Here is a 22,259-nt window from a genome sequence, read left to right on the forward strand (position 1 = left end):
TAAATGATGATTAATCATTTATCTTGTTGAAACAACATTTTAATAATAACTTTCAATTGTCATTCTACACTCTTAGTAACTTTTTTCAACTGATTTATCATCAGAAAATTTACTTTCTTAATAAAAATCAAATACCATTGTTATTATATCAACTTTTAAGAGCGATAATAGTATGATATTTTCTTTTTTATTCACTTTTTATAAATGAAATGTTGGTCATATGTATAAATAGCCCCCTCTCATTTCTTATCATTTGATCATCGCCAATCAACCAAGTACGCAAAAAAGCCCATGTCATTTAGACATGAGCTTTTTCGTCTGCTTCGAGTTTGTTGCTATGAATCTGTTAAGCCACTATCCATTGCATTATGTGTTAAGTCACTGCAATAAACCATCTTCAAATTAACCACAACTCTCCGCATAACTTATCTTTGACACTTCAAAGAATTATACTAATCTTCTTTGCGCCGTTTCTTTCCTGCAGCCAATAAACCAGTTAAACCTAATGCAGCTAATCCAAGGGCAGCAGCTGAATTATTTTCATTACCAGTTTGTGGTAACTTCTTAGCTTCTTGCTTAGCAGGTGCAGCTGACTCAGTCTTCACTGGAGCTGGCGTCTCTGCTTGTGGGGTAGCAGGGGCTTGTGGAGTTGCTGGTTGAACTGGTTCTGAAGTAGCTGGAGCTTCTGGAGTTGCCGGTTCATCTGGTTGTGGTGTTACTGGCGTCTCAGGAGTTACCGGCGTTGGCGTCGTGTAAACAACTGGTGTATCAACAGTTGGATGAGTTGGCGTTACAGTAGTAACGTTTGGTGTCATTCCGGGAACTGAAGGTACTGGTTCATCTGGGACAACCTTAGTTGGATCAGTTGGGTCATTAGTGTATGGCACAGCTGGAACATTTGGAAGTGGGTTGCCGCTTGGATCAACCGGTACAATGTTTCCAACTTTGCTGTAGGTTACCGTATCTTCGATATTCCGTTGAACCGTTTCCTTAGCTGGAACATTTGCCTTATCTGCAACGTAACCATTGATTACTGGAACCTTAACTTCATCGTAGCTGCCTTTATCAGCGGTCCAACTTTCGTCAGGGTTAATGATTTGACCAGTTACCTTATCGATAATTAATGTCCGAGTCCAAGTTGAAGTTTGTACATCGTCATCACGCATCTTGTTCCCGTTATTGTCCACGAAGTGAACCGTTGAAGTGTATTCCTTCGTGTAAGTGTCCTTAGCAGGCCACTTTGGACCATTTGGTTCATCAGGGTTAACTGGTGTACCTGGTTCGTGTGGATTATTTGGTCCCACTGGAGCCTGACCATGCTTCAAGGCAACAGTAAAGACTTGGTTTTGGTCTGCATTATCATCAAAGGTTGCGCCAGCTGGGAAACCATCAGTTACAAGAACATAACCTTTTGCTTCCAATTCCTTAATTTGGTCAGCCGTACTGTAGTTAATTACCGTACCCGCCTTACCAGTCAAGTTACCGGAAGTTGCGATTTGAGCGTTGTTGTTATCTTGGTCAACGTAGTTAACAATCGCGATTTGATCAACTGCTGGCTTTGGATTTACCGTATCTGGCGTGTACTTAACGGGTGTATCAACACCTGGATCAGTTGGTGTTACCGTTGGTACTTCTGGCTTGTAGCCTGGAATTGTTGGTACTGGTTCATCTGGAGTAACCTTGGTTGGATCCGTTGGATCGGTTGGGTATTGTGGTGTTGGGGCATCCGGAATTGGAGTACCATTTGGATCAACCGGAATAATCTTTCCGTTTGGTACATAAGTAACTGTCGCTTCTTGATCTTCCATTGTGACACTTGGCCCATCAACTTGTGTCCGATCTGAATGGTAACCATTAACAACTGGAGTCTTAACGCCATCATAACTTCCCTTGTTACTTACCCATTCTGTTGAGCTAATAATCTTGCCAGTCACATTGTCAACCGTAATGGAACGAGTCCATTGCGCGTTTTGAACGTTGTCTGCTGGATTATCGTTTCCCGCACCAACATAGTGGACAGTAAACTTAACATCCTTGAGGTAGTCAACATCTTCATTAGTTACCTTCGGTCCGTCTGGGTAGTTAGGGTTAATTGGTTCACCCGGTGTACCTGGTTTATCCGGTTTGAAGGTCGTTGTACCATGCTTCAAGACAACCGTGTAAGTTTGGGTAGTATTGTCATCATTGTCAAATACTGCACCAGCTGGGAAGCCATCACTTACGAGGACATAACCTTGATCTTCAAGTTGCTTGATTTGGTCAGCAGTACTGTAGTTGATTACACTGCCTGGCTTACCAGTTAAGTTGCCCGAAGTTGCGATCTGAGCATTGTCGTTATCTTGGTCAACGTAGTTAACAACAGCTGTTTGATCGTTAACGATTGGGTTGTATGGTACTGGCGTATCCTTACCAGGATCCGTTGGTGTTACCGTTGGAACACTTGGTGTGTAGCCCGGTACATTTGGCACTGGTTCGTTTGGCGTTACCTTTGCTGGATCCGTTGGATCGGTTGGGTACTGTGGAGTTGGTACGTTTGGAATTGGTTTACCTGATGGATCAACTGGAATAATCTTTCCGTTCTTAGCGTAGCTAACTGTTACCGTGTAATCATTTGTTTCATGGTTAACGGTCGTACCATCAACATTGATGTTATCAGTACTATCCCGGCTTACCCGTACAACATGATAACCCTCAACCACTGGTGTCTTTTCGCCAGTTAAGTTTCCATCACCAGTCCAAGTAATTGGTGTAATCCATTGACCAGTTACCTTGTCAAGAACTCCTTCACCGGTAAAGTGAGCAGTTTGTTCTACTGGTTCACTAACCTTATTACCATTTTCGTCCACGTATTGGATTGTCCGAGTAACGTCCTTAGTTACTTGGTCAGAACCATCTGGGTACTTAGGTCCATCCGGATCGTTAGGGTTGATTGGTTCGCCTGGCTTACCGGGGTTAGTTGGTGTTACTGGTTGTTGACCATGCTTCAAGACAACCGTGTAAGTTTGCGTTGTATTATCATCATCGTCAAATGTTGCACCAGCTGGGAAACCATCACTTACGAGAACGTAACCTTGATTTTCAAGTTGCTTGATTTGATCAGCCGTACTGTAGTTAATTACACTACCTGGCTTACCAGTTAAGTTACCGGAAGTTGCAATTTGAGCGTTGTTGTTATCTTGGTCAACGTAGTTAACAACTGCGTTTTGATCATTAACGATTGGGTTGTATGGTACTGGCGTATCCTTACCAGGATCCGTTGGTGTAACTGTTGGAACACTTGGTGTGTAGCCCGGTACATTTGGCACTGGTTCGTTTGGCGTTACCTTCGCTGGATCCGTTGGATCGGTTGGGTACTGTGGCGTTGGTACGTTTGGAATTGGTTTACCAGTTGGATCAACCGGAATAATCTTTCCATTCTTAGCGTACTTAACTGTTACTGTGTAACTGTCATTTTCATGAGTAAGGATTACACCAGCAACGTTGTTGCCATCGCCATCACGATCCACGTTTACTACGTGGTAACCTTCAACTATTGGCGTCTTAACGCCCGCAACAGATTGGCTACCGCTCCAAGTTAATGGAGTGATCCATTGACCAGTTACCTTATCAAGAACACCTTGAGCAGTGAAGTGAACTGGTTGTTCTACTGGTTCGCTGACCTTATTACCATTTTCATCCACATATTGAACCGTCCGCGTAACATCCTTAGTTACTTGGTCAGAACCATCTGGGTACTTAGGTCCATCCGGATCGTTAGGGTTGATTGGTTCGCCTGGCTTTCCTGGGTCAGTTGGCGTTACTGGCTGGGTACCATGACGGAAGGTAACAGTGAAGATTTGATCATGATCCTTATCATTATCAAAGGCAGCATCCGTTGGGAAACCATCATTAACAAGAACATAACCTTTATCTTCAAGGCTCTTAATTTCGTCAGCCGTACTGTAGTTAATCTTGTCACCTGGTTGACCACTTAAGTTACCAGAGTTAGCAAGTTCTTCATTGTTAGTTAAATCAATGTAACGAACTTGAGCATTTTGTGTGTTGTCTACTGGGTGATAAACAACTGGAGTATCGTTTGTTGGTACTTCTGGAGTTACTGTTGGTACTTCTGGTGTATAACCAGGAATTGTTGGTACTGGTTCGTTTGGCGTTACCTTAGTTGGGTCTGTTGGATCGTTAGGATAACTTGGGGTTGGTACGTTTGGAATTGGGTTGCCAGTTGGGTCAACCGGGATGATCTTACCAACCTTCTTGTAAACGACTTCTGTCACAACATTTGGATTGTCAGTGGTTGCTGTCAATCCACCGGCAGTTGTAACTTCAGCAACATAGCCATTAATTACTGGAACGTTAATTGTGCCAAACTTGTGGCTAGTTTCATTCCATGAACCTTCAGTAATTGTCTTACCAGTTACAGAATCAACTACATCTGGTGTCCGAGTGAATTCGCTAGTTTGAACATTGTTTTCACGGAGCGTATTACCATTTTCATCAACAAACTTAATTGTTTGTGAAGCTGGAATATTTTGCCCGTTTTCAGTAGTAGTACCGTTTGGTGCATAGTTTACGTAAACGTCGTAGCTTGAGTCATTGTGAGTAAGTGATACGCCCTTAACGTTAGTATCATCTGCGTCACGACTTACGTAAGTTATGTGCATACCATCAATAGCTGGAGATTGAACAGCCTTTACGTCTTGAGCCGGTGTCCAGCTTAATTTACCTGGGCCAGTAATCTTACCATTTTCAACAGTTACTAACTTACCTGTCACTTTGTCAACTGTACCATTAGCAGTAAAGTTAACCGTTTCAGAAACTGGATCAGCCACTTGCTTACCATCTTGGGTATTTACAAAGTGAATTGTCCGCGTAACTTCTTTTTGTAAATCAGTCTTGTCGTAACCAGCACCTGGATGTTCTGGGTTAACTGGTTCAGTACCATGTGTTAAGTGAACAGTAAAGCTATGGGTACCAGTAGTGGAGAATGTATATCCATCAGCTGGGAAGTCATCGCTTACTAATTCGTAACCTTGACTTTCGTAGTTAGCGATTGAACTCTTAGTTGAGTAATCACTAGGCTTGCCGTCAAGGCCAGTTAATGTATCAGTCTTAAGAGTTGAACCAGTTACATCATCAATGTAAGTTACAGCAGCTTGAACATTTTGACGATAAGTTACTGGTGTATCAGTAGTTGGCTTATCTGGAGTTACTGTAGGCGTATCTGGAGTGTAACCAGGAATACTTGGTACTGGTTCATCTGGCGTTACCTTCGTTGGATCGGTTGGATCATTAGGGTAACTTGGCGTTGGTGTATCTGGAATTGGCTTACCAGTTGGGTCAACTGGAATAATCTTACCAACCTTCTTGTAGACAACCTTATCAGTAACGTTAGGGTTATCAATTGTAGCAGTCTTACCACCGGCAGTTGTAACTTCAGCAACGTAACCAGGGATTACCGGAACATTAACTGTACCGTAAGTATGGCTAGTAGCGTTCCATGAACCTTCAGTAACATTACCTTCTGGATCAGTTACATCTGGAGTCCGGCTAAAGGTGAAGTCACTAACAGCTGGAGCGTGAAGTTCATTGCCGTCTTCATCAACGAATGTAACAGTTTGTGTTGATGGAACAGTCTTAGCGCCATCTTGGTGAGTACCATTTGAAGCATAGTAAACATTTACAATAATGTTACCGCTCTGGTTGTTAACAGTTGTCTTAGCAACGTTATCGCCAGCCTTTTGATCTGTAGGTGTTACGTTTGTTACGTGCATCCCTTTGATCGTTGGTGATACAACAGCATCAAAGTCATGGCTAGCAGCGTTCCAAGTCAATTGACCGTCGCCGGTGATCTTACCATTTTCAACAGTAACTAACTTGTGAGTGACGTTATCAACCGTACCATTAGCGATAAAGTCGAATGATTGACTTACTTGGTTTGCAACAACATCTCCTTGACCATCAAGATAGTTGATCGTCCGAGTAACAGTCTTCTTCAAGTCAGTTGCACTATAACCAGCACCTGGATGATCAGGGTTTACTGGAGAAGTACTGTGAGTCAAGTGGACATTAAAGACATGTTCACCAGTAGCAAATGTGTAGCCATCAGCTGGGAAGTCATCGCTTACTAACTTGTAGCCTTGACTTTCGTAGTTAGCGATTGAACCCTTAGTTGAATAATCACTCTTGTTGCCTTCAACACCTTGTAATGTATCAGTCTTAAGAGTTTGACCTGTAACATCATCAATGTAGTTTACTGTAGCTTGAACATTTTGATGGTAAACAACTGGTGTATCCTCGCCTGGCTTATCTGGAGTTACTGTTGGTACTTCTGGGGTGTAGCCAGGAATAGTTGGTACCGGTTCATTTGGTGTTACCTTAGCTGGATCAGTTGGATCAGTTGGGTATTGTGGTTGTGGTACATCTGGAATTGGCTTGCCAGTTGGATCAACTGGAACAATCTTTCCGTTCTTGGCGTACTTAACCGTTACCGTGTAACTGTCATTTTCGTGAGTAAGGGTTACACCTGCAACATCATTACCTGCCGCATCACGGTCAACGCTTACTAAGTGGTAACCAGCAATTACAGGTGACTTAACGCTAGCAACAGCTTGACTACCGCTCCAAGTTAATGGGGTAATCCATTGACCAGTTACCTTATCAAGAACACCTTGAGCAGTAAAGTGAACTGGTTGTTCTACTGAACTGCTTACTGTATCACCGTTTTCGTCAACGTATTGGATTGTCCGGGTAATGTCCTTAGTTACTTGATCAGAACCTTGTGGATACTTAGGACCATTTGGATCTGGATCGTTAGGGTTGATCGGTTCGCCTGGCTTACCTGGGTTAGTTGGCGTTACTGGTTGTTGACCATGCTTCATAACAATGATGAAGTGTTGGTCCGTGTTGGCGTCATCATCAAACTTAGTGCCGCTAGTGAAGTTTGAACTTACAAATTCGTAACCGCGAGCTTCAAGGGCAGCCTGAGCAGCTTCAGTACCAGTGAAGACAATGTTTTCATCCTTAATACCATCAGCATTGAACTTAGTAGTAATCCCGTCAACAATGATTTGTTGGTTATTATTATCTTGATCAACAATTGTCAAGTCAGCCTTTTGTACTTGGTTGTATATAACTGGCGTATCTTCAGTTGGCTTATCTGGAGTTACTGTCGGAACCGTTGGACGGTAGCCTGGTACGTCTGGAACTGGCTCGTTTGGCTTTACATCTGTTGGGTTGGTTGGATCATTTGGATAGTTTGGCGTTGGTGCGTCTGGAATTGGCGTTTTGCCATCTGGACCAACTGGAATAATCTTACCAACCTTCTTGTAGACAACAGTAAATACCTTATTAATATCTTCCTTACTACCAGTATTTGAAGCGTTGAAGCCACCAGCAACGTACTTACCGCCTTCATTAGTGTATCCAGATACTGCTACATAGCCATTAATTACCGGAACATCTTCAGCAGTAAAGTTGTGGTTAGTTTCATTCCATGAACCCTGCTTAGTGATTTGCCCAGTTGTAGTGTCGTAAACATCACCAGTGTAGTGGAAGCTGAAACCTTGTGACTTAGAATCGGCAAGCTTGTTACCATTTTCATCAACATAGTTTACAACTTGTGAAGCTTCAACATCGCGTTCGTTACGAGTTTCTTCGCCATTCTTAGTGTAAGTTACGGTAATATTGATATCTTGACTATCCTTAGTCAGGCCAGTAATTGCCGCAACATTGTTTCCATCAGCATGGGCAGAAACATCAGTTACGTGGTAGCCATTTTCAGCTGGTGAAGTTACACCATCAAAGCTGGTTTTGTCACTAGTCCAAGTAATTTGTGGTGTTGCAGTGTCGTCAGCATCAATTACCCACTTGCCATCTTCTTGCTTGGCATTTACTAATTGTCCAGTAACTTTGTCAACATAAGCAGTACCAGTAAATGTAGCCGTTTGCTTAGCATTTCCTGGGATCGTACCAGTAAATGTAGTACCGTCAGCATTTACGTAGTTTACAGTCAAGTTAACTTTCTTAGTTAATTGATCTGGGCGAGCTTCTGCTGGAGTATTCTTTGGAACATCTGGAGTTGGCGTATCTGGAGTAACTGGTTGTACACCATGCTTCATATGAACAGTTACAGTGATACTATCGTTTGCTGGAATTTCAGCTGGAATAGTACCATCAGTTAATACATATACATAACCTTGCTTTTCAAGATCAGCAATCGTGGAAGCAGTTGTGTACTCAACCTTAGTACCGGCGTCTAAGTCACCTGAATTGTAGCCAACGCCTGGAATAGTGGTGTTAGTAGTGTCATCGTGGTAGATAACTTGTACTGCACCTTGATCCTTAACGTAAGGAACTTTTACATCTTCACCTGGGTTACCTGGAACTGGGTCAACTGGATCGCCTGGCTTACCAGTTTCTGGGTGGTAGCCTGGAACAGTTGGCTTTGTACCTGGAGTAGTCTTAGTTGGGTCAGTTGGGTCGTTAGGGAATGGTGTAGATGGTACACCTGGAATTGGGTTTCCGTTTGGATCAACTGGAACAACATTACCAACAGGCTTGTAAGTTACCGTCTTTTCAATGTCGGCTTGGGTTACGGCAGTTGCTGGTACGTTTGTTTGGTCTGCGTAGTAACCTTCTACAACTGGCGTATTTACTTGGTCATAAGTAGTTTTTTGACCATCCGGAATTGTCCAGTCAGTGGTGTATTGACCGTTTGGAATAATTTTGTTGGTTACTGCATCAACAGTAACTGTCCGCGTCCACTTAGAGTTTTGAACACTATCAGCTGGAGTCTTGTCGCCCGCACCAACATAGTGAACTGTTTCCTTAACATTCTTAGTCAACTCATTTGGATCTACACCATGCTTATTTGGTGTATCTGGGCCAACTGGAATTTCGTTGTGGTCGTAGTAAACATTAACAGTCGTGTTAGTAGTGTTTTGGTCTACAGTTACACCTGCTACAGTTGCAGCAGAAGTTCCATTGTCAAAGCGTGGAGCCTTGTAACCATTAACAGTTAAGTCTGGTGAAGTTACACTTGCCCAGTTACCATCAACAACATAATCATTGTTAATAGTATATGACTTGCCATCTGCACTTACTGTACCGTAACCAATTACCTTACCATTATTGTCAACAATCTCAGTCCGGTGCATATTAACCGTTTGTGATACTGGGTTGTTTTGGATCAGGCCAGATGGAATCTTTTCACCCGTCTTACCATCTAAGTAATTAATGGTCCGCGTTACTTCTTTAGTCTCAGTCTTACCTGCATGGTATGTTGCTTGCTTGTTGTAAATAACATCAACAGTTAAGTTTTGTGGATCTTGATTATTTACTAAGTAGCTTGATACCGCACCGTTTCCAGCATTGTAGTTACCTGGGTTTACAGAAGTGAAGTTGTAGTCTGAGCCGTTATAAGTAATAGTCGGACGAGCAGCAGTTGCTTCAAATGTGTAAGAACTACCATTTTGAGCAGCTCCACCATCTACTGAGTAAGTCCAAGTTAATTGACCATTTTGGTCCTTGATTGAACCATCAGCATTTAAGTTTACTAAGTTGCCAGTTACAGTATCTACAACACCTGAACCAGTGAAGATAACAGTTGAAGTTACTGAGTCCGCAATCTTGACACCATTGTTATCGACATAGTTAATAGTACGAGTTGCTTGCTTTTGTAAGTCGCTCTTAGTGTACTTGTCAGTTGGGTTTTCAGGGTTTACTGGGTTAGTACCGTGTACCAAGTGAACAGTAAAGCTTTGGTCAGTATTTGCATCAGTGTCGTAGTTACCAAAGTTAGCACTTGCGTAGTTAGTTGTTGATAAAGTTTGACCGTTGTGATCATTTACAACACTAACGAACTTGTAACCATTGTTAAGGTAACCTTGAACAATTGAATCACCATTAGTAAAGCTAATTGGAGTGTTCTCGTCCCCTTGAGCGTTAAGGGTGTTCAAAATTTGACCAGTGGTATCGTCAACAATCTTTAAGTTAGCCTTTTCTTCAGCATTCTTAACCAGGTTAACTGTGACGTTAATGTTCTTATCATTGTGGTTAACAGTAACATTCTTAACAGTACCATTACCATCAACGTTTTGCGCTGTGACATCTTGACCGTTCTGCGTTGCGGAAACTGAATCAACATGATAACCAGCAAGAACAGGGGCATCGTAACCTTTAATAGTTGCTGAATCTGGAGCCCAAGTTAAGCTACCTTGCTTTACTTGACCGTTTTCAACAACGATATTACCGTTAACAATATCAACTAATTGGTTAAGAACTTTGTCCCAATGACCGGTAGCGGAAAAGTCAACACTTTCAGTCTTAGCAGGCAATTGGCTTGATGCTTGCCCATTAACAGTGTACTTAACGTTACGAGTTACAGTAGCCGATACTACTTGGTCATGAGGATTGTTCTTGTTGACATCTTCAAGACCGTGCTTCAAGTGCACTGTTACAGTTCGGTTTTCGTTAGCTGGGATTTCAGCTGGAATCGTACCATCAGTACTTACGTATACGTAGCCCTTATTTTCAAGGTCCTTAATAGTAGTTGAAGTGCTGTAATCAACCTTAGTCCCAGCATCTAAATCGCCAGAGTTGTATTCAGTATTAGGAATTTCAGTATTGGTAGTATCATCGTGATAAATAACCTTAACTGAACCCTTTTCAATCGCCTTTTTCAAGACAACGTTAAATACTGGACCTTCTTGCGCAATAGTCACCGCATTATTCAAGCCAGCCTTTTCAGCCGCTTCTTGAATAGCTGCTTTGGTTAAGCCAGAAACATTGTACTTATTAGTTCCACTCTTAACTGCTTGAGCCCATTGATCATTAACAACATCATAATTGTATCCAGCCGCATTATTTTCGGCATTGCTTAAATCACTAGTATAGTCAGTGTAATCAATGGCATTAGCAGTAGCGTTACCAGCAGCATCAAATTCAACATTACCTTGTGCATCAATCTTTACTGGATTACCAGTTACCGTACCAACAATTGCTTGGCCATTAGCGTTAGTAATCGGTGTGGCAGCATTATTACCATCTTGCTTAAGGTAATTGATAGTAGCAGTTTGCTTACCAACATGAATAATTTCATCTTGTGCTTCGTTAAGAACAGTAGTGGTTGTTGATACACCGTTATTACCCTTTGAAGTATCAAGGGTCTTTTCACCAGTTGATGGATCAACGTTGTAGTAAGTAGTAGTTGTTGTCCGCTTTAATCCTTTAATACCTTGTTGTACAAGCTTAACTTGACCAGGTTGAAGATTTTCATCGTAAACAATCTTAACATTGTAATCTTGCACTTCCTGCTTAGTATCATCTTCTTGTGTAGGGATAGTTGAAGCAACTAAAACAAGACGTTGTGAGTTAAGCGGATCGAAACCAGTGGTATGCCTAGGATCACCATCCCCAGCGTTGTAGTTACCAATTGGAGTCCCAGTCTTTTTATCAACAGGATTATAACCATTACCAGCTGAAATATCATTACCACTAACAACATGTCCTGGCCATTCAGCAGTGTTACCGCTCTTACTATACTTAGTTGCTAAGTGTTCAATATCAGTCCAATACTTATCAGAACTATTTTCAAAGTTTTTAATCGATTGAGCAATACTATTAGAACTTGAATCATCAAAAGTATAATTATTATCATTCAAGTTTCCATTATTCCACTTAAAGACATAGTACTTTTGACCAGTCGCATCAATTAAACCTGCATCCATTGAGTAGAAGAGATTACCCGCTTGACTGTGGCCAATAACTTGAGAATTCTTTTCCCAATTAACATATTTAGCACCATCAATTTGGAAAACAGTTGACGTATTAGCACCGGATGTTAACGAGAATGCAAAAATTTCACCGTAATAATCATCGTAATCACTTTGACCATCAAAGGTAGCATTGTTACCCACATAAACTTCAGGATGGGTATTAGAAGCTTGGGAAATAATGTTGAAATTATCCGCATATGGACGTGCTTCGTTGTTCATTGAATTAGTAAGTTTATAACGGAATGTTGCATCGTGTTCAACACGGAACTTAGCATCTTGACCCATTCCAATATAATTACCGCCACCGTAGTAACCAGATGCATTCTTACCATTGGAAGTCATTAATAATTGAGAATGTGGTGAAACAATAACCGTGCTATTAGCATCAAGAAGCAATCCTTCACCGTTACCTTGGTTATCAATATGAATAATACTGTGGTCCCCAGTTACAAAGGTTGCAGTATCACCTAAAACAAGGCCACCGCGACCGGTGATATTCATCTTGGTACTGTCACCAAGAACCACTGAAGTACGGTGTTTAGCAGCTCTAGATGATTGATCACCTTGACGACCATTTTCCCAGCTATCTAAACCAGCATTATGAATTGTAGCAGTACCACCAAATGGTTCATTAACAACAATTGCACGACCATGACCAGCATGAATATTAATTTCAGCACTATCACCGCTAGTAATCGTACCATTATCATAAATTCGAATACCTGCACTTGCATTATCCATGCTTGAGCTTTGTTCGTTGGCACGTGAAGCAGTTTGAGCATCCTTTAAATTAATATTTAAATGTGAATTAATTCCAGCATTAACAACACCATTATTTGGAGCTTCAATACCATCACCAACAACACTACGATTAATATTTAAAGTAGCACCTTGATCAATATTAACTTTCGAAGCCTTAATATTGGCTTTGTACCAGTTAGTATATGTCCAACCGGTATTGTTATCGCCAGTCCATGTGAGACCAAAGCCACCACCATTTTTAGTACCAATAACATCATCTAAAAGGCTTGCAACTTCACTAGTGTTACCAGTAATTTGACCACTAGTAGCATCAATATTGGAATTAACAGTACCTTTAATGTTTACCGTACCATTACCAGCAATTGCACCATTAACAGTCACATCAGCAAGCGTTAATTGGCCGTTATTATTAATCTTGTTTTGCCCAAGATTTAACACCGCACCATCAATACCATGAATTGTAAAAGTACCATTAATAGTTAAACCATTACCTAGTAAAGTACCAAAAAATCCAGGAGTAATATTACCCTTAACATTTACACCTTTAGCACCACTTAAGACAGCATTTTGAAGGCCATTCCAGTCAGTAACAGTCTCGTAATTACTGTATTCGTCATCATTTGCCGTTGAGTTAGCAACTGATGATTGAGCAGCAGTGTTTGCTTGTGGCATTGCAGCCAAACTAGCAAATACAGATGCATAGTTTAAGTTGTTGTTTACAGCAGATGAACTGACTGTAAATGATTGTGTAGCAACAGCACTTGCGGTACTTGCTTGTGCGTTTGAGCTAGCAGCTGCTGAATTTTGGGCAGCAGATGCACTGTTTTGAGTAGCTTCACTAGCAACATCACTTGAAGCATTAGCAACAGCAGCATTAACAGCAGCTTCGTAATCGTTAGCTGCTTGTGCTTTAATATCCCCTGCTGGATTTTGCACAGCAGCGGATGCATTGTTGCTTTGATTTTCAGCAGTAGCAGACTTCAAAGTAGAAGTGCTTGCTGAATTTAATGTAAGGTTATGATCTGTTTGTTCTGCTGAATCGCTCCCAGAAGCAGAATCAGCATTTGCAGTCGTACTATCTGCTGAGGCGGTTCCCGCAGCAAATGTAACACCAAGCAAAACAGACGCTACACCAACAGATAATTTCTTGATGGTGAAACGTTGCTTTTTGGGTTCATATTTTTTAATTTGTTCTTCCCAATTATTATGCGATAACATAAATTTACGTCCCCCTTGTTAGGTTTGATTGACGAGTAAATAATACAGATTAACAGTACATATAACTTGTTTACAAATACTAATATATAGTTTCTAAGAAAAAAGGCAACCTATTTAGAAAGTATTTTTAAAATGTGTTTTTGCCATTTCTGCTTATTTATTGATAAACCCTTGGTATATCAACATTTATCTTTTTTAAAAAATTTAGACTTTTTATTAAACATTTCGGGAAGATATGAAGAATATTTCATTCGATTTCGGGAGTGAATTATTCAATTTTGTTTATCACCATAAAAAGCACGTCGTTCATTTCAAACCCATATCGTCAAGCTGTGCAAGAATCATTTCCTAAACCACAGTCTATTTTTATCCTCTACGCAGTCCTCTTTCCCTATCTACCACTAAACATTTTATCGTTAGATAAATAATGCAAGAAGTGCGGACACTCACCATTTTTGATGAGTATCCGCACTTCTTTAGTTCAGCACTTTTAATTAATTTATGTCTTTCAAGGGGGGAGAAATGATGTTATCTTAATTATTTATCAGCTTTGCGTTTCTTATCGTGGTCTGCAAAACCGAAGAAACTTGCAACAGCAGCAAGACTCAAGCCAGCTAATGCACTGAACTTAGAAGAATCATTTCCAGTTTGTGGCAATGTCTTCGCTGGTTGCTGGCTAGTACTGTTAGTTACACTATTTTCAGTTGCATTTTCGATTACTGAACCGTTATTAATTTCAGTACCGTTTTGATGATCAATTGAACCATTACCGTAGTGCATGTTTCCACCATTATCAGGAGTTACAGCATCGACATGAACAATAACAGTTACTTCAGAGGTAGTTCCGTCTGGGAAGCGAACTTCAACTACACCAGTGTGATCACCAGGAGTAGAAACATCAGGTTCTTGTTTCCAAGTGTAAGTTGTTCCAGCTGGCATCTGGTCTTTATTCTTAATTGCATCTGCAGGGTTAGGGAGTTGACCTTGATCCGTTGTGATGTTTTGTCCCTCAGGTGCAGGAACATTAACAGTTACTGTAACCGTATCTTCTGAACCGTCTGGATAGGTAATAGTAATCGTTTCAGTATGTGAACCAGGCTTCTTGACATCTTGTGCGACTCGATCTGGATCAGTCCAAGTGTACTTCGTGCCATTAGGGAGATCAGTCTTGTTCTTAATACCATCTGATGCGTCTGGAACTTTACCTTCTGGAGTAGTAATTGGTTGTGTTTCTGGCGTGTACTTATCGGCATCCGTTGCTGGGTTTGTGACGTGAACAACCGTCGGAACTTCATCATTTGAACCATCTGGGTAGGTTACAACAATAACAGCTGGCTTATCACCCGAAGTTGTCGTGTCAGGAATAGTCTTCCAAGTATACTTGGTACTACCTGGTAAGTCACCTTTATTCTTGATCCCATCAGCTGGGTTTGGAGTTTCGCCTTTCTTAACAGTAACCGTTTGTGGTTCTGGACTATATTTATCCGCATCACTAGTAACATTTACATATACTGGTACAACTTCGCTTGAACCATCTGGATAAGTTACCGTTACGTAATGCATTGTTAACCCAGCTTGACTTGTTGATGGGGTACCATTTGTCCAACTGTACTTGGTACCAGCTGGTAAGGCATCCTTGTTGACAATTCCTTCAGGTGCATCATTAGTTAAGTTCGCACCAATAGTCGTAACAATTGTGCCACCTTCTGGAGTGTACTTATCCACATCAGTCGTAGTTCCTGGTTGAGTTTCTGGGTTCTTAACCGTAATAATGACCGGTACGTTATCTTGTGAACCGTCTGGGTAGGTCACAATAACAACTGCTGGTTGAACCCCAACTTTATTAGTGTCTGGAGTTGTTTCCCAAGTGTACTTGGTGTCAGCTGGCAATTCTCTCTTATTAGTAATTGCAGTGGCAGCACCCGGAACCTTAGCGCCCTTATCAACAGTAATGTTTTGACCTTGTGGAGTGTACTTGTCAGCGTCAGTTGAGTTGACATGGACAATCGTAGGAACATCTTCCTTTGAGCCATCTGGATAAGTTACTGTAATTACAGCCGGCTTATCACCAGTAGTTGAAGTATCTGGCGCATTCTTCCAAGTGTATTTAGTACCATCTGGCAAGGTATCCTTATTAGCAATACCCTCACTAGCATCTGGAAGTTTAGCACCACGATCAACATTAACTACTTGACCTTGTGGATTATACTTATCGGCATCTGTTTCGCTTGGAGTTGTCGTATCAGTAACGATAACTGTTGTTGGAACTTGGTCTTGTGAACCATCTGGATAGTTAACAGTAATAATTACTGGCTGCGAGCCAACCTTAGCTGGGTCTGGAGCAACATCCCAAGTGTACTTGGTGCCGCTTGGCAATTCAGAAGCATTCTTAATTCCTTGTTCAGCTGATGGAACTGGGTCACCCTTCTTAATAGTGATAGTTTGGCCTTGTGGATCGTACTTATCAGCATCATCAACAACGTGAACCATTACAGGGACTTCATCAACCGAACCATCTGGGTAAGTTACAGTTACAACACCATTCTTGTTACCAACAGTATTGGTATCAGGCGCGTACTTCCAAGTGTAAGTAGTGCCTTCTGGTAAGTCAGAGTGATTTACAATCGCATTTTCAGCATCAGTTGGTGTCAATACATGGCCCTTATCAACAGTGATATTACCACCATCAGCAGTGTACTTGTCAGCATCTGTTGTTGGGTTAGTTACGCGGATCGTTACTGGAACTTCATCCTTAGAACCGTCTGGATAAGTTACAATAACGGTTCCTGTTTTATCGCCAGCGGTTGTTACATCTGGAGTATTCTTCCAAGTGTACTTAGTTCCTTCTGGTAAGTCACTCTTGTTCTTAATCCCGTCTGCTGGGTCAGGAACAACGCCGGTCTTGGTGTTCACATCTTGACCTTCTGGCGTGTACTTGTCAGCATCGGTTTGAGTAGTACCTTGCTTTTGATAGTTAACCGTTACAGTCTTACCATTTTGTGGAGTCCCATCTTTTTCTACAACATCAACCGCAGGAACTTCGGTAGTCTTTGTACCATCAACATATGAGTCATAGCCAGTGATTTGAGTAACACTAGTTGATGGGAATTGAGCATCCCCATTCTTAACATGCCATGGGTTCCAAGTAATGTCACCAGTTACTGGGTCGCGGTAACCAGCCACACCATCGTTGTCTCGAATATACTCAATCGTTTGTATTACGGGTGTAATTGTTGCATGACCTGTTGGGACTTCATAGTTAATGATTCGGGTTACTGACATATTCATGTCTTTGTTTGAAGGATCGTATGGTACTGGCGTTGAACCTTCTCTGACATAAGTAATAATATCAGTAATGTTTTTAGAGGCAGCAGTTACATCAACGGCCGGAATTTGGTTGGCAGTGTTCTTTTCACCATTTACATAAGTATCGTATCCTTTTTGTGGGGTAATGGTGTAAGCAGGAATCATGTAGGTTGATTGACCATCTTTATCAACCGAACCTTCTGGACCTTGCCATGCATTCCAAGTAATCTCACCAGTTACTAAGTCTTTAATACCTGTACGTTGGAATGGAACAATAATGCTTCGTACTGTCTTAGCTTTATTCTGTCCAACTAGAACTTTTTGGATAGTTTGAGTAATCGTGCGGTAAGTATTCTTGTTGTTCTTATCAACAGGAACGACTGCTGTTCCATGTTCAACTTTGTAATCTACGGGTTGTGGATCATTTGAACCAAACTTGTAAGATCCGATAACTTGTTGGCCTGGAACTAACTTCCAGTTAGTTGGAACATTTTCAGGTACATCAACATTAACAGTTTCATCAGTCTTACCAGGAACATTGTAAGTACCTACCACATTACCATTACCGTCAACATAATTAATTACTAGCATATGTTCATTAGCAGTGTACGTTACATCAACAGTTTCATTTTGAGAATCTGGAGTAATAGTGGCAGAAGCTGGAACGTATTGTTGACCATCATTAGTTTGAATAGTAGCACCAATGGCGGTTGCAGTATAGCCAGGTTTAGTTACATTGAATTGTGAGAAGATAGTAACTGCTTGACCTTCACTATTCTTAGCAGGTGCCCAGTTAGTGTAAGTTACTTGTTGACCTGCTGGCTTAGAAAGATTAGTTACTTTGGCACGACTGTAGATAACGTGTTGAACAACTGGAGTACTTTCACCTTCAACATTAATCGTACGAGTAATATCCCGGTAAATTTCGGAATTAGTCTTGTTATTAATGCCTTGGTCAACTTTAATCACATTTACAGCTACCGGGACATCAAGATAACTACCATCAATAAAGTTAATTCTTACTGTTGCCGGAGCCTTAGCATTTGCTTCTTCAAGTGATGGTAATTTTTGCCAAACAACTGAACTAATTTCAGCATTATGAGCAGCAGTTAAATCACTAGTATTTACAAGCTTTGAAGCATCCCCTAAAGCTGCCTTCAAATCAATTGTATCTGAGTTAACTGATGGAATAGTGCCATTAGCCTCAGCACCATAAATGTAAACTGATGGGAATGGGTAAGTTGATACTGGGCCTTTTCCATAAATCGGCCAGTTTACACTTGAACTGTCAACAGTAGCTGAGTACATTGGATACCCATATTGGTCATTTTGACTACCAGTATAGATTTGAGTACCAGTATTGTTATCATGATCAGAAACTAAGCTTGATGGTTGACCATTACCTTTGATTTCACCTAATGCGTTGCTGAATAAAGGAGTACCAGCTGCGGTCCAATTAATCTTAATTTCACTAGCATTAATAGATTGTGGAGCATTAACAGTTACACCAATTGGATTATCACCAGGTTGAGTCAGAATATATTCAGTCCCAGTACCATTCAAAGTGTAAATATATGGCTTACTATAGTTCTGACCTCCTTCATAGTAGCTTAACTTAAAGTTTTCAATTACTGGTTCACCAATAATGTTCTTGTCTGAAGTCTTGTGAGTTACAACATTATTAGCATGTAAACTGAAGACATGGCCATTATTAATAATAACAACATCGCCGCCACCATTTACAGCAACAGGAATAGTAACTGTTTCAGTAGTTCCATCTGGGTAAGTTACTGTAGCAGTACCAGTAGTTGCGCCCGGCTTTGAAGTATCTGGTTTAGTAGTCCAAGTTGCGCTAGATGGATAACCATCAACTGGAGTAGTACCACCATTATCTAAGTTGGCGATACCTTCAGTAGCAGCCGGATTTCCGTTAACTGTAGTAGTAATTGGTTTAACTTCAGGATTTGCGTCAACAATTATATTAGTTGGTACATTAGCCTTAGAACCATCAGGGTAAGTGACGACAACTACGGCTGGCTTCTTACCTGGCTCATTGTTATTTGGAGTATTTTGCCAAGTGTAAGTTGTGCTCTTTGGCAATTGATCTTTATTCCCAATTCCATCTGGAGCACTAGGAATTTCACCTTGTTTAATAATGATAGTTTGCCCTTTTGGTGCGTACTTGTCAGCATCAGTAGTTACCTTGATTGAGCTTGCTGGAATATTAACGTTCAAGTAGGTTGGTTCACCATTTGCGGCTTTATCGGTAAAGGTGATCTTAATAACACCGTCTTGACCTTGTTCATTCGGCTTAGTTGCCCAAGTGGTAGATGCAATCTCGTCGCTTGGAATATTATTATCTACTAATTGGTTAAATTGTTCACTAGTTAAATCAGATTGATATTGAATGTTAACTGGAACCGTAACATTCTTAGCACCAGCACCCTTAGCATCAATAGTGAATGGATTAGTAGTTACCATATCATTCTTTGAGCCTAGGATGTTCTTAGCGGCATCATTGTTAGTAAAGTCAATCTTAATAGAATTATTTTCAATTTCTTTACCACTAGCAGTAGCAGTTTCAACGTTGGTATCTGGAGTAGTTGTCCAACTGACAGTTGATGGATCAATCGTAATTGGAGTTGCTGTAGTTGAAAGCTTGCCATCTGTTAATTCGTAACCTTCTGCAGTTACAATGCTACCAGCAGAAAGAACTTGTGAATTTTTAGTAGTTTCATGCGCATTAAGCTTAGAGACATCAACTGTCGTGACAATTGCACCATTAACACCCCAAGTTACTGTTTGACCAGCTTTAGTAACGATTACCGGAACAGTAGTGTCATCAGTGCTCTTATCTGAATAAGTTACAATTACTGGGACATTATAAGCACCAGGAGTCACATCGGTACCCGGGTTAACAGTTACAGTACCAGTTGCTGGATCAATAGTAGCCCAGTTTGGTGTATCAGTTCCAGTGGCAAAGGTCGTGCCAGTTGGCGCAGTAACATCCTTGCCATCTTGGTTAGTAAAAGTTGGATTATCAGTAGCAGATTGGCCTTGTTCAACAGTTACTGGTTTATATGATGGAGTGTATTGATTATTTTCGTCTAAGCTTGAGCCAAATTTAACGCCTGAAGTATTCCACCAACTAAAGTGATTAATAAAATTATTCAAAGCTTTTGAGGCCTTGGTTTCACTTCCCTCAGGTACAATTGCGCCATTAGAAAAACTATTTGAGCCAGGATCAGAAGCACTCGGCGTTAATATAACTTCATTAACTCCCTTAGCTGGAGTATTATCATTAACTGATCCATTCATATATTCAGAACCTACATTGTTCCAATCACCAAAATCGCGATATGAACGAAAGGCATACGCATAGTCCCCACCTTGACTAGTATTATTCAAATATTTAACATTCCAAGTTACCGGCTTAGTTTCACCAGCTGGAATTATAGTCAATGGAGTATTGTAGGCACTATCAGGTGAATTAATTACAATATGGGTCTGGTGATATGCATAATCTCCTGCACCTTCAGTTTTAATTAAATATCCTGGTTTGTTAGGTGCTGTCCGCTGTAAATTAATTAATTTCGCATTATTGAAGTTAATGTAGTTTTGACTACTCGTTCCCCACATGGTCAAAATAGCTGGCCAGCCACCACTATACTGACTCTTAGACAAGGTATAGGAGGAAGGCAAGTAGGATGAGTAAGCAGAATCTTGCAAATTCAAACTTCCGCTATTTACTTCAAGATGATAAATTTCACCATTTCCACTGTTTGGTCCCATCGCAAGTAACGGTGCATCAGAATTAGTTACGTTAGTTCTAATAACAGAAAGGACTGCATTGGGACTGATTCTTACCGTACTATCATTAGTATCACCATCATAATCTAATCCAACCAAACCAGCAGAACGAAAGCCAGTACTATTCATTTTGCTAGTGGTAATTTTTAATGAAGAATTATCTTGGAGATCAAGATTACTTGCATTGTTAACTCCCATCGAAGCTCCAGAACCCAATTCCATTGTTACTTGGGCATTAGGCATCAAACGTAATACGCCTGAAGTTGCATTATCAATTGTTTGATTGCCAGCGCCACCTTCAGCAAATGAAATACCTGCCATATTTGAAGTAGCTTCACTGTTAAAATCAACTTGAGCACTACCATCTACCACAACATTACCCGAGGCCTCAATATCTGCTAAGTCACTTGAACTATTATTATTTGCCGTAAATACGGTCGACCCATTACTAAAGTTAACATTATTTGCTTGAATTAAAGCTGAACTAGTAATATTTGAATTATTTAGACTGCCTTGTAATTTATTCTGTCCCTCAAAACTAACATTGACATTAGGATATGAGGAAGCAGTTGAATTATTAAGTAATTGACCTGAGTCTTTACTTGTTGTAACTCCATTAAAGGTCAATGTACTGTCGTTAGAAGTTGCGCCGTTAAACCAAAATGGACCATATCCACTAGTTGTTTGAAGATTTAAATCCTTTAAAATAACATTCCAATTGCGGGTAGGGTTACTTGCGTTTGGCTCATAGTAAGTATTACTGTCAAGGTCAATGTAGTTATTTCCCATATTTAAAGCATATTGGTTTTGACCATCAATTGTTACTGTACGGGCAATTCCATAGTTGTTTATATCCTGATAGCTACCATTATTTAAATTAGCATTACTGAAATCAATATTCTTATCTAAGGTAATTGTACTTATATTTTTATTTTGTAAAGCGTTCAAGAATTGAGAATAGTCATTGACTGATTGAACTTGACTATTTTGCGCAGGCTCTGCAGTCGTATTTTGTGCAATTTTATTTTGATCAATCCCTTGACTTGTTACCAAATTTTGATTATTGGCATCATTTGACACCGTATTATTTGTGCTTCCATTTGCAACCGAGTTAGATGAATTAGTCTGCTCGTTATTTAGTGTTTTTGAACCTGAATCGATATTTGTTTGAATTGCTTCTTGATTAGCAGTATTACTATGAGTATCTGTTGTCGCATCTGCAGAAGCATTCATTCCCATAAATGTAAAACCGATTAATACTGAAGCAACCCCAATCGTCAGCTTCTTAATTGTAAACCGTTGCTTCTTAGGTTCTTGCTTCAAAAGTTGTTCTTTTCGATTATTCTTTGACAACATAATTTGCTCCTCCCCCAAAACATCATACTAATACAT

General features: G+C 40.5%; 2 protein-coding genes. Both read right to left on the minus strand.

What is annotated here, in order from left to right; all coding sequences use genetic code 11:
* Positions 1 to 452 precede the first annotated feature (452 nt).
* Positions 453 to 13,751, minus strand: coding sequence for a mucin-binding protein (locus LMB56_RS07540; protein ID WP_229283959.1), 13,299 nt, complete (start codon positions 13,749 to 13,751; stop codon positions 453 to 455).
* 537 nt (positions 13,752 to 14,288) lie between these two features.
* Positions 14,289 to 22,223, minus strand: coding sequence for a Rib/alpha-like domain-containing protein (locus LMB56_RS07545; RefSeq protein ID WP_229283958.1), 7,935 nt, complete (start codon positions 22,221 to 22,223; stop codon positions 14,289 to 14,291).
* Between the last annotated feature and the right edge of the window lie 36 nt (positions 22,224 to 22,259).

Source organism: Limosilactobacillus reuteri (assembly GCF_020785355.1).
Taxonomy (GTDB): domain Bacteria; phylum Bacillota; class Bacilli; order Lactobacillales; family Lactobacillaceae; genus Limosilactobacillus; species Limosilactobacillus reuteri_I.